The 18,460-nt window shown below is 69.5% G+C and carries 17 protein-coding genes; 8 read left to right on the plus strand and 9 right to left on the minus strand.

The window, feature by feature from the left end; translation table 11 throughout:
* Positions 1 to 119: 119 nt before the first annotated feature.
* From ACFWY9_RS27835 to ACFWY9_RS27845, 3 genes are all read right to left on the minus strand, one after another.
* Positions 120 to 905 (minus strand): hypothetical protein, encoded by a 786-nt coding sequence (locus ACFWY9_RS27835; protein WP_378328830.1) that lies wholly within the window; start codon positions 903 to 905, stop codon positions 120 to 122.
* 113 nt (positions 906 to 1,018) lie between these two features.
* Positions 1,019 to 2,533 (minus strand): MFS transporter, encoded by a 1,515-nt coding sequence (locus tag ACFWY9_RS27840; RefSeq protein WP_378328831.1) that lies wholly within the window; start codon positions 2,531 to 2,533, stop codon positions 1,019 to 1,021.
* 90 nt (positions 2,534 to 2,623) lie between these two features.
* The gene (locus tag ACFWY9_RS27845; protein ID WP_378328832.1) at positions 2,624 to 3,379 is read right to left on the minus strand and encodes a GntR family transcriptional regulator; all 756 of its coding nucleotides are present in this window, start codon (positions 3,377 to 3,379) and stop codon (positions 2,624 to 2,626) included.
* Between the two features lie 154 nt (positions 3,380 to 3,533).
* Between ACFWY9_RS27845 and ACFWY9_RS27850 the strand changes: the two genes are divergently transcribed.
* Complete coding sequence (locus ACFWY9_RS27850) at positions 3,534 to 4,577, plus strand: SIS domain-containing protein (protein WP_378328833.1); 1,044 nt, start codon at positions 3,534 to 3,536, stop codon at positions 4,575 to 4,577.
* On the plus strand, positions 4,574 to 5,533 hold the full coding sequence (locus tag ACFWY9_RS27855; RefSeq protein ID WP_378328834.1) for an N-acetylglucosamine kinase: 960 nt from the start codon (positions 4,574 to 4,576) through the stop codon (positions 5,531 to 5,533). Before ACFWY9_RS27850 ends, ACFWY9_RS27855 begins: the two co-directional genes overlap by 4 nt.
* A 107-nt stretch (positions 5,534 to 5,640) precedes the next feature.
* Here the strand turns inward: ACFWY9_RS27855 and ACFWY9_RS27860 are convergent, their stop codons facing one another.
* Entirely contained in the window at positions 5,641 to 6,309 is a 669-nt protein-coding gene (locus ACFWY9_RS27860; protein WP_378328835.1) for a DUF3159 domain-containing protein, read from the minus strand.
* 258 nt (positions 6,310 to 6,567) lie between these two features.
* Here ACFWY9_RS27860 and ACFWY9_RS27865 point away from each other — a divergent pair, with 258 nt between their 5' ends.
* The 6 genes from ACFWY9_RS27865 to ACFWY9_RS27890 all read left to right on the plus strand — a co-directional run bounded on the left by ACFWY9_RS27865 (position 6,568) and on the right by ACFWY9_RS27890 (position 11,205).
* On the plus strand, positions 6,568 to 7,371 hold the full coding sequence (locus tag ACFWY9_RS27865) for an SGNH/GDSL hydrolase family protein (protein ID WP_378328836.1): 804 nt from the start codon (positions 6,568 to 6,570) through the stop codon (positions 7,369 to 7,371).
* Between the two features lie 58 nt (positions 7,372 to 7,429).
* On the plus strand, positions 7,430 to 8,173 hold the full coding sequence (locus ACFWY9_RS27870; RefSeq protein WP_378328837.1) for an OmpA family protein: 744 nt from the start codon (positions 7,430 to 7,432) through the stop codon (positions 8,171 to 8,173).
* Positions 8,174 to 8,178: 5 nt separating this feature from the next.
* Complete coding sequence (locus ACFWY9_RS27875; protein ID WP_378328838.1) at positions 8,179 to 8,679, plus strand: hypothetical protein; 501 nt, start codon at positions 8,179 to 8,181, stop codon at positions 8,677 to 8,679.
* A gap of 90 nt (positions 8,680 to 8,769) precedes the next feature.
* The gene (locus ACFWY9_RS27880; RefSeq protein ID WP_378328839.1) at positions 8,770 to 9,246 is read left to right on the plus strand and encodes a DUF6932 family protein; all 477 of its coding nucleotides are present in this window, start codon (positions 8,770 to 8,772) and stop codon (positions 9,244 to 9,246) included.
* Positions 9,243 to 10,130 carry a hypothetical protein gene (locus ACFWY9_RS27885; RefSeq protein WP_378328840.1) on the plus strand — a complete coding sequence of 296 codons (888 nt, stop codon included), beginning with the start codon at positions 9,243 to 9,245 and terminating at the stop codon, positions 10,128 to 10,130. The genes ACFWY9_RS27880 and ACFWY9_RS27885 overlap by 4 nt, the downstream gene beginning before the upstream one ends.
* Before the next feature lie 403 nt (positions 10,131 to 10,533).
* Entirely contained in the window at positions 10,534 to 11,205 is a 672-nt protein-coding gene (locus ACFWY9_RS27890; RefSeq protein WP_378328841.1) for a DUF4190 domain-containing protein, read from the plus strand.
* 398 nt (positions 11,206 to 11,603) lie between these two features.
* On the opposite strand, the gene ACFWY9_RS27895 is transcribed toward ACFWY9_RS27890, so the two are convergent.
* The 5 genes from ACFWY9_RS27895 to ectA all read right to left on the minus strand — a co-directional run bounded on the left by ACFWY9_RS27895 (position 11,604) and on the right by ectA (position 18,021).
* Positions 11,604 to 14,378 carry a BTAD domain-containing putative transcriptional regulator gene (locus tag ACFWY9_RS27895; RefSeq protein ID WP_378328842.1) on the minus strand — a complete coding sequence of 925 codons (2,775 nt, stop codon included), beginning with the start codon at positions 14,376 to 14,378 and terminating at the stop codon, positions 11,604 to 11,606.
* Positions 14,379 to 14,874: 496 nt separating this feature from the next.
* The gene (gene thpD, locus ACFWY9_RS27900) at positions 14,875 to 15,777 is read right to left on the minus strand and encodes an ectoine hydroxylase (RefSeq protein WP_378328843.1); all 903 of its coding nucleotides are present in this window, start codon (positions 15,775 to 15,777) and stop codon (positions 14,875 to 14,877) included.
* A 37-nt stretch (positions 15,778 to 15,814) separates the two neighbouring features.
* The gene (locus ACFWY9_RS27905) at positions 15,815 to 16,210 is read right to left on the minus strand and encodes an ectoine synthase (RefSeq protein WP_378328844.1); all 396 of its coding nucleotides are present in this window, start codon (positions 16,208 to 16,210) and stop codon (positions 15,815 to 15,817) included.
* 9 nt (positions 16,211 to 16,219) lie between these two features.
* Positions 16,220 to 17,473, minus strand: coding sequence for a diaminobutyrate--2-oxoglutarate transaminase (gene ectB / locus ACFWY9_RS27910; RefSeq protein WP_378328845.1), 1,254 nt, complete (start codon positions 17,471 to 17,473; stop codon positions 16,220 to 16,222).
* Positions 17,474 to 17,511: 38 nt separating this feature from the next.
* Positions 17,512 to 18,021: a diaminobutyrate acetyltransferase gene (gene ectA, locus ACFWY9_RS27915; protein WP_378328846.1), complete on the minus strand. Its 510-nt coding sequence runs from the start codon at positions 18,019 to 18,021 to the stop codon at positions 17,512 to 17,514.
* Positions 18,022 to 18,460: the final 439 nt, after the last annotated feature.

Raw genomic sequence — 18,460 nt, forward strand, 5'->3', positions numbered from 1 at the left:
CCACTCTACCCCCGCGGGGGATGTGGGGGAATTACCCCACCCCGTCGGCACTGAGGGGCACTTTCTCCGCTTGCCCCGGGAGTTATTCCCCCTTCAGCAACCGTGTCCACAAAGGACGGTCACTGCGCGCCGGGCGGCGGCTTCTGTTCCTGCGAAGGCTGCTGCTGCGCCGGCGTCGGTGTCGGCGTGGGCTGCTGCTTCGACGTCGACGGCGGGGCCGACGTGGTCGGCGGCGCGCTGCTCGTGGACGGCGGCGGCGAGGACGGCGTGGTGCTCGGCGGCAGGCTCGGCGTCGACGTGGGCGGCGCCTGCCTCGACTCGCTCGGCGGCGGTGCCTGATCGCCGGTGGCAGGGACGTCCTTGTGGTCGTCCCGGCTCTGCCCGGTACCCCCGCCGAAGATGCCGCTTATCCCGTGCTCGCCGCCGATCGTCTTCCCCGTGGTCTTCTCGAAACCGAACAACAGCAGGATCGCCGCCACGAACGCGACGACGCTCGTGCCGATGATCAACGGCCAGCGCAGCTTCCGGAGCTTGCCGGGCGCGTCCTCGGGCGGGCCGTCCAGCTCCGGCCTCGGCAACTTGACCGTCGGCTGGTTCGCCAGGTCGATCTGGGTAACCGGGCCCCCGTCGCGCCCGACGGGTTTGATCTTGCCCGACGTCGCCAGCACCTCGCGTGCCTTCCGCGCGGCCCTGGTCGTGCCGTGCAGCGAACGCAGGTAGATCTCGCTGCCGACCGTCGTCACCACACTCGCCAGCGCGGCGCCGAGCACCGTTCCCGCCACACCGAGCGTGGACCCCAGCAACGCCGCCGTCACCGCGGCCAGTGCCGCGGCGAGAATCTGCGGCACGCGCAGACCCGTCTTCTCTTCCTTTTTCTCCGCGGTTTGTTCGTTCTCCTTGCTCATGATCCCGATCTGTCCGACGTCTTCTACGACTCCCAACGAATAAGGCGTCCGGAGCTATCCATCCGTTGGCGCGGCGTGAGGAACACCACGTTTGAAGTCCACAGTGGACGGTTTCAGGAGTCGTGCGCGAGCGGCCGCACGTGGGTCGGCGGTCCTTCCACGCCACAGTGGAAACACTCGCCGGGGTGCGGACATTCGCCGACTGGATGCTCTTCGGGCGGAGTACCCAGAACGCCGTTGTGAATGCCGAGCGCGATCAATCCGCCCGCGGCGGCGAGCACCGCGCAGATCACCAGCGACGTCCGCCAGCCCGCGGTGAGCGCCGCCGGATCGGTGTACGACGCGCCGGTGAGTCCCGCCGCCGCGGGCAGCACCGCGACCGCGAGAAGACCACCCGAGCGGGCGATGGCGTTGTTGACCCCGGAGGCGACGCCCGCGAACCGGTCGGGGGCCGCGGCGAGCACGGTCGCGGTCACCGGGGCGACCACGACCGACAGCCCGAACCCGAACACGCAGACCGCGGGCAGCACCGCACCGAGGTAGGAGGCGCCGGGGCCGACCCGCATCAGGAGCAGCATGCCGGCGGCGATCAGCAGCGGCCCGGCGACGAGCTGCGTCCGAGGGCCGATGCGCTGGGCGAGCGCCCCCGACCGGCCGGACAACACGAGCATGATCAGGGTGATGGGCAGTCCCGCGAGCCCCGCGGCCGTCGGCGAGTAGCCGAGCGAGACCTGCAGCTGCATGACCATCAGCATCATGACCCCGCCGAGCGCCGCGTAGACGACGAACGTCAGCGCGTTGGCCAGGGTGAACGTCCGGTCGCGGAACAGCGCGGGCGGCACCAGCGGATCCGCCGAGCGGTGCTGGACGAAGACGAAGGCGCCGAGTCCCAGCACGCCGGCGACCGCCGCGATCAGCACGAGCGGGTCGCCGATACCGCGTCCCGGGGCCTCGACGAGCGCGGCGGTGATCCCGGCGAGCCCGATGGCGCCGAGCGCGGCGGCGCCGAAGTCCGGATGCCCGCTGCTCTGCTGGTCACAGGATTCGGGGACGAACCTGCGGGCCATCAGCACGACCACGACGGCCAGCGGGAGGTTGATCAGGAACGCCAGCCGCCACGACCACAGCTGCACGAGGAGCCCGCCGAGCAGGGGCCCGACCGCGGCCGCGATCCCGCCGAGCCCGGACCACGCGCCGATCGCGCGGGCCCGGTCGTCGTGGGCGAACGAAGCCTGCAGGATCGCCAGCGAGCCCGGCGTCAGGAGCGCCCCGCCGATGCCCTGGAGAATCCGCGTGACGACGAGCATCTCGGTGGTCACCGCGGCCGCGCACAGGCCGGACGCGACGCCGAACCAGATCACGCCCGCGACGTACATCCGGCGCCTGCCGTAGCGGTCGCCGAGCGATCCCGCGACGAGGATCAGCGCGGCGAGCGCGAGCATGTAGCCGTCGAGGATCCACTGCAGACCCGCGACCGAGGCGTGCAGCTCTTCACCCATCCGGGGCAACGCGACGTTGACGATCGTGCCGTCGAGCATCGCCATACCGGAGCCGAGGATGGTCGTGGCCAGCACCCCGCGCGCGGCCGAGGTGCCCCACCGGATCCCGGCGTCCGCGGTCGCCGTCACTGTGCCGTTCCGCCCAGTAGTCGCATGGGATCACCGTGGCCCGCGTCCCCGGGGAACGCAAGACGCGGCCCCGGGACGGCGGCAGCGTGATCAGGGAAGCAGGGTCGTGACGAACTTGTAGCGGTCGCCGCGGTAGGTGGCGCGGGCGAACTCGACCGGTTTGCCGTCGGTCGCGAAGGAATGCCGGGTCAGCAGCAGCACCGGCATGCCGACGTCGGCACCGAGCATCTCGGCTTCCCTCGGCCCGGCGAGCGACGTCTCGATGGTCTCCTCGGCGCGTTCGAGTTCGACGCCGTAATGCTCGTGCAGCGTGGCGTAGAGCGAGCCGCCTGCGGACATGTGCTTCTTCAGCCCGCGGAATCGGCCGAGCGGCAGGTGCGTGGTCTCGAGCGCCATGGGCTGGGAGTCGGCGAGGCGCAACCGGCTGAGGCGAAGAATTTTCGCGCCCGACCGGATTCCGAGCAGTTTCGCCAGATCGCCCTCGGCCGACAGCTCTTCGAGATCGAGCAGTTTGGACGACGGTTTGAGGCCCTGCCTGCGCATGTCCTCGGTGTAGGAAGACAACTGGAGACGCTGGGCGAGTTTCGGCTCGGCCGCGAAGGTGCCCTTTCCTTGAACACGGTGCAAGCGGCCTTCCGCGGTCAGGTCGGCCAGCGCCTGCCGGACCGTCGTGCGGGACACCGTGAACTCGCCGGCGAGCGCGCGTTCGGTGGGAATGGGCGAGCCGGGCGGCAACGCGTCGAGCAGGTCGAGAAGATGCTGCTTCAATGCCCAGTATTTGGGCTCCCGCTGGCCGCGAATCGTGCTCACCGAGCCTGCCTCACCCGTGGTGGTTGTCTCCAACATGACCGAACTCCCTCTGCCTTCCCGCTCTGACGCGCCACGCTCCCTGTAGGAAACGTACCCTTCTCCACAAACGCCCCGCCCGGCTAGCATTGGTCTAGACCTGACCGACGCCGCCAGCGCTTCGGGACAGCACGTCCCGGTGGAGAGGAAAGTGATGACCGAACAACGTCCCGGCGAGCACATGGCCGCGGAAATCGCCCAGCAACCGGCAGTTCTCGCCGGGCTGGTCGAGCGTCAGGCCGAAATCGCCGAGGTGGCGGAAAAAATCTCACAGCGGCCCCCGCGATTCGCCCTCCTCGCCGCGCGTGGCTCCAGTGATCACGCTGCGTTGTACGCGAAATACCTGATCGAGGTACTGCTCGGCCTCCCCGCCGGCCTGGTCTCGCCGTCCACCGCCACGCTCTACGGAGCCCGTCCCGACCTGCGGGACGTGCTCTTCGTCACGGTCAGCCAGAGCGGCGGCTCCCCCGACCTGATCGAGGTCACCGAAACCGCGCGCAGCCAGGGCGCGCTCACCGTGTCCGTCACCAACACCCCCGAATCGCCGCTGCGTGCGGCGTCCGAGCTGGGTGTCGACATCGGCGCGGGGGTCGAGAAGGCCGTCGCCGCGACCAAGACGTACTCCGCGACGCTGATGGCGTTGTACCTGCTCATCGACGCCGTGCGCGGTGGGAAGGCGGCCGACGCGGCGAAGATCGGCGAGCTGGCGCAGCAGACGCTCGACAGCGCGGACGCCGGTGTCCAGCGCGCGGTCGACCGCTACCGCTTCGTCGACCGGGTCCTCACCACCGGCCGCGGCTACTCCTACGCCTCCGCGCTGGAGGGTTCGCTGAAGCTGGCCGAGACGAGCTACCTCGCCGCCCGCGCGTACAGCGGCGCGGACCTGCTGCACGGCCCGGTCGCGGCCGTCGACGGCGAGACCGCGGTGCTCGCGGTGACCAGCAACGGGCACGGCGGTCAGGCCATGCGCGAGGTGCTGGACGCGGTCGGCAAGCGGGGCGCGGACGTGCTCGCCGTCGGCTCGGCGGCCGAGGACGTCCCGGCGGCGCTGCGCATCGGCGTCGCGCCCACGGTCGAGGAGCTGGCGCCGATCCTGGAGATCCTGCCGATCCAGCGGATCGCGCTCGGCCTGTCGCTCGCGCGCGGCGGTGACCCGGACAGCCCGCGCGGGCTGCTCAAGGTGACCAAGACCCGGTGAGTTACACGATCGGCGTGGACGCCGGTGGCACCTCGACCCGCGCGGTCGTGGTCGATGCCACCGGCGTCGTGCTGGGCCGGGGACGTGGCGAAGGCGCCAACCCCAACGCACACGAGCCCGCCGTCGCCGCCGGACGCGTCGCGGACACGATCGTCGCGGCGCTCGGCGAGCTCGATCCCGCGCGCGTGCGCGCCTGCGTGGTCGGTATGGCCGGGGTGAGCAAACTGTCCGATCCGTCCGTGGCGGCGGTTTTCGCCGCCGCGTGGGAGCGGATCGGGCTGAGCGGCGTGGTGCGGACCGTGACCGACGCGGAGGTGGCGTTCGCCTCGGCAACGTCCTCACCGGACGGAACGGTCCTCGTCGCGGGCACCGGCTCGATCGCCGGGCGCATCCGGGACCACCGGCTCGCCGGCACGGCGGGCGGGTACGGCTGGCTGCTCGGCGACGAGGGATCGGCGTTCTGGCTCGGCAGGGAGGCCGTGCGCTCCACTTTGGAGGCACTCGGCAGGGGCCTGCCGCTCGACGGGCTCGCCGCCGCGGTGCTCGCCGAGGCACTGGCACTGTCCGCTGTGGACATTGTGACCGACAGCGACCGGATCACCGCTTCCCGTGCTCTCATCACGAAGGCGAACGCCGACGCGCCGATCCGCCTCGCGCGTTTCGCTCCGCTCGTGAGCGCGGCCGACGCCGCCGGGGACCCCGCGGCGAAGCGGATCACCTCGTCCGCGGCCGAACTTCTCGTGGCGAACGCCCTCGCGACACGCGAGCCCGGCGAGTCGTCACCCGTTGTGCTGGTCGGCAGTGTGCTGTCTCCCGAAGGACCAGTCGGCGCACTGGTACGGGCCCGGTTGACCGGTTGCGAGGTGCTGACCAGCTCCGACGGCGTCCTCGGCGCGGCGTGGCTTGCCGCTCTGGCCGCCTTCAAGGGCGACGCGATGCGCCCTTCGGAACAATAAAAATCGGCAAAAGGTGGCACAACGAGTCGAAAACATCGACGCGAGCCGGGTTGTCCGGGTACCGTAGGAACCGGCCCCCGGACCCTCCCCCCTCGCCGGGGGCCGCCTTATGCCTTGGGTACGTCACCCGGCGGGTCATCCGGCACAGCGCGCAAGCCCGGATGTCCCGCCGGCAACGTCCGGAAGAGCACCCAGCCGCTCACCGCGACGGTCAGCGCCACCAGCGGCCAGGAAAGCACCGTGCGGGCCACACCCAGCGCGACGACCTGGCCGGACCACCACAGCCCGCCGTACACCAGCACCCGCAGGGTGTACTGGCCGAACACCCAGACCCAGCTCGCCCGTGAGTAGGCGCGCAGCAGCGCGGGATCGCGGCGCCACCGCGTCTTCTGTCCCGTCACCAAGCCGACCACGACGCCGAGCAGCGGCCAGCGGACGACGATGCTCGCCGCCCACGCAAGCGCGCTGGCCACATTGGACAGCAGCTGGATGAGGAAGAAGTCCTCGGCACGCCCGGTGTGCAGCGCGATGAGCGCGGCGACCACCACGGCGGCCACGCTCACCACCAGCGCGCGGGCCTTGCCGCCGCGGGCGATCCGGAACACGGCGAGCGCGGCGGCCACCGCGATGGCCGCACCGGCGCCCCAGGCGATCGACCGGCCGGAGACGAGCCAGCCGACGACGAACGCGACCGGCGGGATGCTCGCGTCGATGGCACCCTGGCGGCCGCCGAGTACCTGCGCGAGCGACTCGCGGCGCACGGATTCGTCGGTCACGCTCTCCAGCCTGCCCGAAGCCGGTGAGCGCCCTGGGCACGGGGAGACCTACACCACATGCGTAGCGCATGGCCCAGTGGAGCGATTTACGTCACGAGCTGTGAAATCGACGTAATGGAGATGCGCCGACATCCGGCAAGATAAGAGACTGTGACTGCCGGTTGAACCCGACGGGCTCAGGGGGACTGCGCCCGAAGGTTAGTTGGGGTGTACAACTATATGTCGGGGGCAGCGCGACGGACGGGAAGGGGACCCAGCGTGTTTGACAGTTATGTGGCGATCGGCGACAGCTTCACCGAAGGCCTGAACGACGAGTTGCCCGATGGCACCTTTCGCGGGTGGGCCGACCGGCTGGCCGAGATCCTCGCAGGTGGGCGAGCCGGTTTCCAGTACGCGAACCTCGCGCTGCGCGGCAAGATGATGGACGAGATCCTCACCGAGCAGCTGCCGATCGCCCTCGAGCTGAAGCCCGATCTGGTCACCGTGTGTGCCGGCGGCAACGACATCATCGTGCCCGGCGCCGACGTCGACGCGGTGGCCGCCCGCTTCGAGGCCGGGATCGCCTCGCTGCGCGCGGCCGGGATCCCGGTGGTCATCTTCAACGGCCCGGACACCAAGTCGCTGTCGGTCATGCACGTGCTGCGGAGCAAGGTCGGCCTCTACAACGCCCATCTGTGGGCGATCGCCGACCGGCACGGCGCCAAGATGGTCGACATGTGGGGCATGGAACCGCTGCACGACCGTCGCGCGTGGAGCGACGACAGGCTGCACTTCACGCCCGAGGCGCACCGGCGGATCGCGCTGCGTACCGCGGAGGTGCTCGGCGTTCCCGTCGAGAGCGACTGGCGCGAGCCGTGGCCGGAGACCGGCGAGCCCCACACGTGGATCACCTCGCGCCGCTCGGATCTGGAGTGGACGAAGGTGCACCTGCTGCCGTGGATAAGGCGTCAGCTCAAGGGCGAGTCCATGGGCGACGGCCTGTCCCCCAAGCGACCCCAGCTGGCTCCGCTGGCTCCCGTCGAGCTGCCGGTCGAACTGCCCGGCAGCGCCGCCGCCAGCTGACCCGGACGCGGGGTGGCGCTGAGTCGCCAAGTCGGGCCGCCCGGCTTACAGTCCCCTTATGCCCGGCGCACGCAGCTGGATCCGGCTGATTCCGATCGCGCTGCTGGTCACTGCCCTGCTCGCGGGGATCGTGACCTGGCTGCGTTCGGGTGCCATCGAGTCGGACCTGACCGCACGGTCACAGGCCGCGCTGGCCGCGGCCGGGCTGCCGCCGGGCACCGTGAGCTTCTCCGGGCGGGACGCGACGCTGAGCGGGTTCCCGCCGGAGCAGGCGACCCGCGCGCTCGACGTCGTCCAGTCCGTGGACGGGGTGGGGGCGGCCGGGATCTCCGGCGACGTCCGGCCCGCGGGGCCACCGCCGGGAAGCGCTTCCCCGCCACCGCCCGCGACGCCGCCGTCGCAGGAACCGCCAAGCACGCCACCGAGTTCCGCCGCACCACCGGCCGACAAGGCCGGGCTGCAGGCCGAGATCGATCGCGTCCTGGCCGCCACGCCCATCACCTTCACCCCGGACAGCTCCCGGCTCACCGCCCGAGGCACCCAAGCCGTCCGTGAGGTGGCGAAGGTGCTCACGAAGGCTCCGGACGGCTTCCAGTTCCGCGTCGGCGGGCACGCCGCGCGCGGCCCCGGTGGCGAACGCGCCGCGCTCCGGTTGTCCCAGGACCGCGCCAGGGCGGTCGCGAAACTCTTGCAGGCCAACGGTGTTCCGCAGGATCGGGTCACCGCGCAGGGCTACGGCGACACCCGGCCCGCCGCCGGCGGCGACGACCGCCGGGCCGAGATCACGGTCGAACAGGGGTGATGGCGATGTTCTGGCTCTTCGCACAGATCTGGCTCTGGCTGCTCGTCGCGTTCCTCCTCGGGATGGTCGTGACGTGGCTGCTGATGCGGGCCGCGCAACGCCGCGAGACATCCGCCGAAGCCGCGTACGCCGAACCCGAGCCGGAACCGGACCGCGAGGTCCACGAGACCCACGAACCGGCACCACATGCGGCGGAGGAAACCCAGTACATCCCGCAGGCCGCCTATGCCGAAGAGGACCACGGCCACCACGAGGACGACTACCACTACCCGCCCGACGAGTACTCGCACGATGAACAACCGCACTACCTGGACGAGGAACCGGACGTTCCCGAACCCGAGGGACATCGCGAAGGCCAGCTCCCCGCGTCGGCACCACCGCACGCACAGCACGTCCAGGAGGAGCCCGCCTGGCCCGCCGCCGACGACTGGCCGTCGGAGCACCAGGACGGGCCCACCCCGGACGGCCCATCGCCCCGCTCCCACCAACCGGGGCGCAGGAGCTGACACCCACCTGGTAAGTTCGGCTACGCACTGTGAGCGGGAGCCGAGCACGTTCTTCGATCGGGAGCCCCGAGGCGACGAAGGAGGCTGTCGATGGCGCTCCCGCGCTGGACGGCGGAGAACCTGCTGCCACCCGGCCGCCATCACGCCGACCTCGCCGACGTCTACGAGCGGCTGGTCTTCGACGCGCCGCACCAGAACGAGCGCGAGATCCTGTTCAGCGCGTTGAACAGTTATCTGGGCGTGGCCAGGCGGATCATCCCGTCCGGGCGGGCGTGGATCGGCGGCGCCTTCGTGACGCGGACCCCGCATCCGCCGCACGGTCTCGACGTCGTGCTGATCCCGGACGAATGGGGTGCGCTGAAGCGCCTCGACGACGCCGGCCGGTCTGCCCTGTACGGCCTGCTGACGCTGCGGGGCGTGTTCGTCGGGCAGCCCGCGATGTACCTCGATCAGGTTCAACCGGTCGGGGGGATGCTGGACGGCTTCCTGTGCCGCCCCGGCGACGAGGACGTCTGGGCCGAGGTCTGGGCCGAAGGCGGCAAGGGATATCCGGAGATGGTCTGGTGAGGAACGAATTCCGCCGCGTCGCGGACGAGATCCCCGGCGGCACCTGGCTCGACGACCTCGCGCGCGCGTCGGCGATGGCCGCGAACGCCAAGTTCGAGCGGACCTGCCGCTCGCCGCTGCTGCACGTGTCGGTCATCGGCGAGACGCACATCGACGCGTACACGTTCTCCGACATCAGCCGGGCGCTGCAGGACGCGACCGCGAAGATCGGGCACATCATCCGCAACCCGTCGAACGAGGTCACGATCGTCCAGCAGGCCGACCGGGACAAGGCCCCGCTCATCCAGCGCGGCCAGGCGGGCAACGCGATCTTCTTCGGCTTCCCCGAACTGGAAGACCAGGCCGACGCGCTGATCCACGACGGGATCGAGACGCTCTCCGAGCGCGCGGTCAAGGAGCTGTGCGACTTCCTGCCCGCCAACGGCTCCGACGACGGCGCGCTCGACGCCGTCCTGCTCCAGCGCGACACCGTCCGCAACGCGGTGAGCGACGTCGTCAACGCGGTCAGCAAGCACGCCGGGATCGGGATGGCGCTGACACCGACGTCCGGCGAGCAGGTGACCCGCAGCATGACCACCGAACAGGCCAGGATCCTGCAGGGCAGCCTGCGGGAGTCCCGCGAGGCCGTCGGCTACGAGACGGTCAGCGGGCGGCTCGACGGCGTCCGCACGCGGCGGCGGATCTTCTACCTCGAACGCGAATCCGGCGGCACGATCCAGGGCGCGGTCGCCGAGGACCTGCTCGACCAGATCAAGGAGAACCTGGACCGTCCGGTCACCGCGCGGCTGCGGGTCGTGCGCACCACGACCATCGACGGTCGCCGCGGGCGTCCGGTGCACGAACTGCTCGAGATCACTCCCGAAGTGAGCCTGTTCGACCACTGAGGCGACGCAAGCCCACCCAACCACTGAAGGACGCCTTCAGTGCGCTCGACGCACCGAAGGCGTCCTTCAGCGCATCACCGATTACCCAGAGTTGCCAACTGGGCCGCACGGCTCATTCCCCGTTCCCGCGAACGCCCGTGCGCATTGCGAATTCCGTCGGCACCCGGCGATGCGGAAAAAACGGACCGATCCAGCGGGCCGACTTGTCCGAAAGACCCATCTCCATTGGCATTTGCTGGGAAATCCGATAATTCCTGCATTGACCATCGTTAGCACTGGTCAACGAATGACGGGACACTCGCGGTGAAGGTGGGACAATGACGTTTTCCAGTATGTAACGATTTCGTTCGGCGCCACACTTTTGGGTTAACGTCGGCCCTCTCCGAGCCGAAGGGCAGTGCAAATGATCACCGAGCCGCCGTACCCGCGCTCGACCGCGCGACACGGCCGAGGAGAGGATCCGATCGCCGCCAGCCAGCGACGCAGAGCGAGCAAGGTGAAACCGCGCCGGAACGTGCTCGGCCTCATCGGTCTCGTATGCGGCGTGGCCGCGCTGGGGGTGGCTTTCCTTCCGGTCGCCGACCTGGCGGCCTGGCCGCTGTCGGCAGGCGGTCTGGTGCTCTCGATCGTCGGTGTCGTCCAAGCGCGCCGCGGCACGGTGGGCGACCGGGGCGCGGCCGTCGCCGGCGTGGTCGTCGGTGTGCTCGCGATCCTCGCGACGGCGGGCTGGCTCGTGTACCGGACCTTCTTCAGCGGCGGCACCGAGGCGGGCTTGCACATGCCCGCGGTGAACGGCGACAAGCACACCGTCGGTTTCGTGGTGACCGCGAACGGCGGGGCGAACGTGCGGTACGGGAGCCTCAACACGCAGCGGACCGAGACCGCGCCGTCGAGCACGGACGCGTGGCGGCAGCAGGCGTCCTACAACTCGGGCGCGTACCTGCTGACGTTGACCGCAGACTCGCCGAACGGCAGCGTCAACAACCAGATCAGCTGTTCGATCACAGTGGACGGCAAGAAAGTCGCCGAGAACACCGGCACGACGATCGCGCTGTGCACGGCCAACGTCGGCTGAAACCGTCCCGGGAAAGGGCTTTCGGGGGAGCCCCACCACACCACGTGTGGTGCCTGGCGCCCGGCCGGTTCTCCCCCCCGCCGGTCCCCGGCCGGGCCGCCTGAGCCGTCACGGGACGGCTCCTGGTCGAACCCGGCTAGGGGTTGCGGGTTCGACGCGCCCGCTTCACAGACCGCCCCTCCCCTAGGGCTCAGCGGGCACTGGCCGGACCCTACGCGGATCTCGGCCTGCGTCACTAAGAATCCACTAAGGGTGCGCACTTGGGCACCCCCTGACAGGTCATTTTCCGCTCGATGGCACACCGATTCCGGGACCGAAAGGGCACATTCGCGTGTTCGAACGGGCAACTCCCGTGTCCGGACGGAGATCTCGTGTGTTCGGGCGGAGAACCCGTGTGTTCAGTCCGGACCGGTCAGTTCGACACGGACAGTGCCGGTCAGTTTCGGATTCGCGCGCTCGTAGATCCGCAGTGCCGTCGCGAACTCCTCGCGCGCGGCCTCGGCCTCACCCCTGGTGCGCAGCACCCGGCCCAGCGTCAGGCGCAGCACGCCCTCCTGCAGATCGAACCCGCAGCGCACGGCGAGGTCGATGGCCTCCCTGGCGTACCGCTCGGCGTCGTCGAACACGCCGATCCGGAGGTTGAGCTCGGCGAGCCGGTTCAGCGACACGACCGCGTAGCAGTCGTCGCCCAGCTCCCGGTCGATCGCCAGCGCCTCGAGCTGGTGCGCGATCGCGTCCACGTACCGTTCTGCCCGCTTCTCGACCACCGCGCAGTCGTTCAGCACCTGTCCGAGCAGTTCGATGTCCTCGCCGCGTTCGGCCTCCGACAGTGCCCAGCGCAGCCGTTCGACCGCCCGTTCGTGCTCGCCGGACAGGCTGAGCAGGCTGCCGTAGTGGATACCGGCACAGATCGACAGCCGGGGGTCGCCGAGTTTGGCGGCCAGTTCCCCGGCCCGCTCGGCGTCGGCGAGACCGCTGTGCGGCACCTCGAACGTCAGCGCGATCGCGGCCCGCGCGATGAGCATCCAGCACTGCCCCGCCAGGTTGTCCGCGCCCTCGGCCGCGCGCAGCCCGCAGTCCACCATCCGCGTCCACTCGTCGAGCAGCGGCGAGACGAGCCGGTAGCTGTGCGCGACCTGCGCCAGTCGCCAGGCTTGTTCGTACCGGCCCTCGGCGTTCAGTGCGTTCAGCGTCGCCAGCACGTTCGGCCACTCCGCGGCGAACCACTCGGCCGCGTCGGCGAAGGACGGCAGCGCGGGCAGCTCGACGTCGTCCAGCTCGCCGGAGAAGTCGAACGGGTCGACGATCCGCAGCATCCGGCGGCGGGCGAGATCACCCGTGCGCAGGTAGAACCCCACGAGCCGGTCCAGTATCGCGGCCCTGCGCTCGGCGGGAAGTTCCGTTTCGGCCAGCTCACGCAGGTAGACGCGGACGAGATCGTGCGACGCGAACACGTCGCGTTCGGTCTCGGCGATCAGGTTGTGCGCGGCGAGCGCCCGCAGCCGCCGCCGGGCCTCGGCCACCGGCACCCGCGCGATCGCGCCCATCAGGTGCGGGCCCGCCGCCGGCCCCGGTACCGCGCCGAGCTGGAGGAGTATCTCGGCGACTTCGGGGGACAGACTGCGGAAGGAGACGTCGAAGGCTGCGCGCACTCCACCGTCGGCACCCTCGACCTGCAACGCGGCCAGCCGGGTGTGCTCGTCCCGGAGTTCCGCGACGAGGTCCTGCGCCGTCCACTCCGGACCCGCGGCCAGCCGGGCACCGGCGATCCGCAGGGCGAGCGGCAGATACCCGCAGAGCCTCGCCAGTTCGTGGTTGAGCGCGGCCGGACCGGCCAGCTCCTCGATGACCTGGACGGCGTCGGGCTCGGCGAGCGTCCCGAGCACCCGCAGCTTCGCCGCGTTCGACACCGCGAGCCCGTCCAGCCGCGAACGGCTCGTCACCACCGTCATCGACCCCGAGCTCGGTGGCAGCAACGGCCGCACCTGGTCGGCCGAGCGCGCGTCGTCGAGCAGCACCAGCATCCGGCGCCGGGCGATCAGTGACCGGTAGAGCGCGACCCGCTCGTGCACCCGCTCCGGGATCTGCGACGTCTTCACGCCGAGGCCGAGCAGGAACTGGGTGAGCAGTTCGGCGGGCTCGAGCGGCGAATGCCGCGAGTCGAACCCGCGCAGCGACGCGAACAACACGCCGTCCGGGAAGTGGTCGGCAACCCGGTGTGCCCACCAGACGACGAGCGCGCTCTTGCCGATCCCTGCCGTGCCCGAGACGACGGCGACGGTGCCGTCGCCCCGGCCGACCAGCCCGTCGAGCCACGCGAGATCGGCCTGTCTCCCCGGCAGGCTCGGCACCGCGGCCGGCAGCTGGGAGGGGCCGGGCTCGGGATCCGGCTGGGCGCCGCGGGTCCCGGCGGCCTCCGCGCGGGGCGGCAGATCGTCGTTGAGGATCCGCTCGTGTACCCAGCGCAGCTTGGCCTCGGGCTCGACGCCGAGCGAGTCCATGATCGCGCGGGAGACGGTCCGGTACAGCTCGAGCGCGTCACCCCGGCGGCCCGCGTAGTACAGCGCGCGCATGAGCTGGCCCGCGGTGCGCTCGGCGAGCGGGTTCGCCCGCACGATCGGGCTCAGCTCGGCGATCAGCTCCGCGTGGCGGCCCAGATCGAGGTCCGCGTCGACCCTGGCGCCGTGCACCGCGAGCCGCAGATCCTCCAGTTCCGGCGCGCGCAGCGAATCGGGCACCCCGGACAGCGCGGGACCACGCCACAGGGCCAGCGCCTCGGCCAGCAGCGCCGCGGCGGCCTCCGGACGGGCGTGCGCGGCCCGGCCGAGCAGGGACCGCGCGTGGTGGACGTCGATCCGCATCGGGTCGACCTTGAGCAGATAACCGGGCGGGCTGGTGAGGATGCGGGCACCGTCCTCGCCCTGGACGTTGCGCAGCACCCGCCGCAGATGCGAGACGTTGCCGTGCACGATGGTCCGCGCGGTGGCGGGCGGGTCGTGGTCCCACAGCGCGTCGATGATTTCGTCGAGCGCGACGACCTTGTTGACGTTCAGCGCCAGCAGGGCGAGCAGGCCGCGGACACCCGGGCCGCCGATCGGCACCGTCCGTTCGCCGACGACGAGCTGGACCGGCCCGAGCAGCCGGAATCGTGCGGTCGATCCGATTTCGGCCATGCTCGCGCCCACCTCCCCGTGTGATTCCGGCGTCTCCCCCGCCAGAAATGTCAACTTACCGTGATCGGGGGCTGACACACACGGTTCTCGCGAGAAGAACACGCGGACAAGGGTGCCAATCGGGTGCTCCGTTCGCCGCAAGAACGGCGCCTTCTCACCGAATGCCACATCAGGGACGTCGATTACGCCGGATGTCGTAATGCATTCGTACGTAACCACGGATATCGCATTCACAAAAAAAGTCGGGCCCTGCACCATCAGTCCCGATCTGATGGTGCAGGGCCCGACTTGGAGCCGTCGGCTGGGCCGCCAGGGGGCACGGTCCACCCGACTGCCACCGTCCGGCCGTCCGGGCGGGCTCACCCCGAGCTTCAAGAACCCGGACGACTTTCGGCGACGTCGGTGCGCGGACCACTGCCCGCGCGGTGGCGACAAGGTAACAGGGCGCACAGACCCGGCTACAGCCGCCCCTCCGTGCCCGGGTCCCCCGCGGGGGTCAGCGGCTCAGCGGCGTCGAGTCCCGGCCCGCGATGAACGCCGGGCGCGGCTGCGCGGCCGCGTACGGGTCGCCCAGCGCGTTCTCCACGCTGTTGAACACCAGGAAGATGTTCGACCGCGGATACGGGGTGATGTTGTTCGACGAGCCGTGCATGATGTTCGAGTCGAACCACAGCGCCGAACCCGCCTGGCCGGTGAACTGGTCGATGCCGTACTCGGCGGCCAGCTTGGTGATGTCGTCCTCGGCCGGGACACCGACGCGCTGGTCCTTGAGCGAGCTCTTGTAGTTGTCGTCGGGCGTCTCGCCGACACACTGGACGAACGTGCGCTGCGAACCGGGCATGACCATCAGCCCGCCGTTGAACGGGTAGTTGTCGGTCAGCGCGATCGAGCAGCTGACCGCGCGCGGCGCGGGCATCCCGTCCTCGGCGTGCCAGGTCTCGAAGTCCGAGTGCCAGTAGAACCCGGTGCCCTTGAAACCGGGCATGTAGTTGACCCGGCTCTGGTGGATGTAGACCTCGGAACCGAGGATCTGCCGCGCCCTGTCGAGCACCCGCGGGTCGCGCACGAGTTCGGCGATGAGCTCGCTGATCTCGTGCACGTCGAACACCGACCGCACCTCACCGGTCTTCTGCTCGGTGATCACCCGTTCGTCGCCGTGCAGGTCATCGGACGAGGACAACCGGACCAGCTCCTGCCAGTACGTCTGGACCTCGGCCGGCGAAAGCAGGTCCTCGACGACCGTGTAGCCCTTGGTCTCGTGGTTGGCCAGCGTGGCCGCGTCGATCGGGCCATCGGCGTCGGTACCCCACACGGTGGGGTGCACGCGGGGCAGGTGCTCCGGCGTGCCGGTGATCCGCGTCGGGTAGGAATCTTCGACGCGGGTGCCCATCAGTGTCACAGTGGTTCGCCTCCTGACGTTGTCGGACGGGTTCGGCTTATGAGGCTTCTTCGGTCACCAGCGGGTACACGCCGTTCTCGTCGTGCACCTCGCGGCCGGTGACCGGCGGGTTGAACACACACACGCACTTGATCTCGGTCCTGGGCCGGACCTGGTGCTTGTCGTGGTCGTCCAGCAGGTAGAGGGAGCCCGGCTTGAGCGGGTAGACCTTTCCGGTCGCCTTGTCCTCGATCTCCCCTTCGCCCGAGACGATGAACACGGCTTCGACGTGGTTGGCGTACCAGAAGTCGTTCACCGTCCCCGCGTAGAGCGTGGTCTCGTGCACCGAGAACCCGGCTCCCTCCTTGGCGAGGATGATCCGTTTGCTTCGCCAGTTCGGGGTCTTGATGTCGGACTCGGTGTCGGTGACCTCGTCCAGGGTGCGGACAAGCACAGGCGCTCCTCAGTTCTTCAGTACGGTGGCGACGGACTCGTCGATGATCGAGAGCCCCTGGGTCAGTTCTTCGTCGGACAACGTCAGCGGCGGAAGCAGCTTCATCACCTCGCCATCCGGTCCGGATGTCTCCATCAGCAGACCGCGGTCGAACGCCGCGGCGCAGACCCGGCCGGCGAGGTCGCCGCTGGCGAACTCGAGACCGCGCGCGAGCCCACGTCCCTTGGCCGTCAGCTCGGCCTCGGGATAGGTCTCGACGATGCCGGAGAACGCGGCGCCGATCCGCTCGCCCTTCGCCCTGGTGGACTTCTCCAGGTCGTCGTCGTTCCAGTATGTCCGGATCGCCTCGGTCGCGGTGACGAAAGCGGGGCTGATGCCGCGGAAGGTGCCGTTGTGCTCGCCCGGCTCCCATACGTCGAGCTCGGGCTTGATCAGGGTGAGCGCCATCGGCAGGCCGTAGCCGCTGATCGACTTCGACAGGCACACGATGTCCGGCTTGATGCCCGCGTCCTCGAAGCTGAAGAACGGTCCGGTGCGGCCGCAGCCCATCTGGACGTCGTCGACGATGAGCAGGATGTTGTGCCGCCGGCACAGCTCCTGCAGCCCGTGCAGCCATTCCATGCGCGCGGCGTTGATGCCGCCCTCGCCCTGCACGACCTCGACGATCACCGCGGCGGGTTCGTTGAGCCCGCTGCCGGAGTCCTCCAGGAGCTTCTCGAAGTACAGGAAGTCCGGCATGGCGCCGTCGAAGTACTTGTCGTAGGGCATCGGGGTGGCGTGCACCAGCGGGACGCCGGCGCCGCCGCGCTTCATCGAGTTACCGGTGACCGACAGCGCGCCCAGCGTCATACCGTGGAACGCGTTGGTGAAGTTGATGACCGATTCCTTGCCGGTCACCTTGCGCGCCAGCTTCAGCGCGGCCTCGACGGCGTTCGCGCCACCGGGGCCGGGGAAGATGATCTTGTAGTCCAGTTCGCGCGGACCGAGGATCTTCTCCTGGAACGTCTGCAGGAAATCGCGCTTGGCCACGGTGAACATGTCCAGCGCGTGGACGACGCCGTCACGCTGGATGTAGTCGAGCAGCGCCTGTTTCAGCACCGGGTTGTTGTGCCCGTAGTTGAGCGCGCCGGCGCCCGCGAAGAAATCGAGGTACGCCTTGCCGCTCTCGTCGTGCAGCCAGCTGCCCTGTGCCCGGTCGAAGACGACCGGCCAGCCGCGGCTGTAGCTGCGAACTTCGGATTCGAGCTCTTCGAAGATGCTCATGACGTTTTCTTTTCTCCCTATCGCGGGGAATTAACGTATTACTGACGATTAAGCGGTTGCAGCGGCCCGATACGGTACAGGTCCTCGGGTGCGTGCACGTTCTCGTCGTCCGGAAAATCCTCGGCCTCGAACAGCCTGCTGGTTTCACACGAGGTGTTCCAGCGCTTCGCGAACGACGCGAACAGCCGGATGGAGGCCTCGTTGTCCGGCGTGATCGTGGTCTCCAGATAGCGCACCCCGCGCTCGACCAGCCGCGTGAACAGCTCGTCGAGCAGCGTCCCGGCCAGGCCTTTCCCGCGCTGCGACGCGTCGACGGCCACCTGCCAGACGAGCGCCGTCTCCTGCTCGTCGGGTCTGCGGTAGGCGATCACGAAACCAACGGGTTCGCCGCCTTCGGAGACCACAACCGAACTCTCCGCGAAATCGCGGCACCACAGCATGTACGCATACGGCGAGTTGAGATCAAGCTTTGCCGAATCGCGAGCGATTCGCCAGAGCGCGGCGCCATCGGCCTTGGTCGGGGATTCGATCAAGAGCTTTCCGGACATACTCATGAAACGTAACAGAGAATTTTCTTCCCGCCAGCGACAGCGCCTCGGACAGCGCGCCTACCTGCGAGGACGGAAAAACTCGCGTGACTAGTCCCACATATGCGTTTGATCGGGCCATGATCTGGGTACGACATGCGGCTGGGCCGCCCACCTGTCGTCAGCGGCCTCCAGTCCGGTCACTACTCGACGATGAACCGAAATGACTCGCTTCGCAAGGCGGACACGCATACTTTCCGTACCTGACCCATCATCGCGAGTTCCGCCGGGCTTGTTACCGAGGTGTGTGCCGCAGCGGTTTCCGGGTCGCCGAATTCTCCCTTTCACCAGGCGATCCTCACCCTTTCCTGTAGCCGATCGCGGTGCTTTGCGAGCAGGAGCACAGGCACGTCGCCCTCGTGAAGATGACGAAGCGTGGCCACCGAACTTCGTAGCGCCA

It is taken from the genome of Amycolatopsis sp. NPDC059027 (assembly GCF_042739735.1).
GTDB lineage: Bacteria > Actinomycetota > Actinomycetes > Mycobacteriales > Pseudonocardiaceae > Amycolatopsis.